This window comes from Caballeronia mineralivorans PML1(12) (assembly GCF_001028175.1).
Lineage (GTDB): Bacteria > Pseudomonadota > Gammaproteobacteria > Burkholderiales > Burkholderiaceae > Caballeronia > Caballeronia mineralivorans.
The window spans coordinates 1-321 of the sequence record NZ_AEJF01000331.1; the positions used below are offsets into that span (position 1 = coordinate 1).

The window sequence follows — 321 nt, forward strand, 5'->3', positions numbered from 1 at the left end:
CACCTGCCCGTAAACCTGGAGAACCATCGCGTGTTTCAAAAAGTTGACGCCTACGCTGGCGACCCGATTCTTACGCTTATGGAGCGTTTTAAAGAAGACCCTCGCAGCGACAAAGTGAATTTAAGTATCGGTCTGTACTACAACGAAGACGGAATTATTCCACAACTGCAAGCCGTGGCGGAGGCGGAAGCGCGCCTGAATGCGCAGCCTCATGGCGCTTCGCTTTATTTACCGATGGAAGGGCTTAACTGCTATCGCCATGCCATTGCGCCGCTGCTGTTTGGTGCGGACCATCCGGTACTGAAACAACAGCGCGTAGCA

General features: G+C 53.3%; 1 protein-coding gene. It reads left to right on the forward strand.

The genetic code is table 11. From position 1 onward, the window contains the following. Positions 1 to 30: 30 nt before the first annotated feature. Positions 31 to 321, forward strand: a 291-nt coding sequence (locus EOS_RS42890) for an aminotransferase class I/II-fold pyridoxal phosphate-dependent enzyme (protein ID WP_152693279.1), incomplete at its 3' end; no start/stop codon positions are given.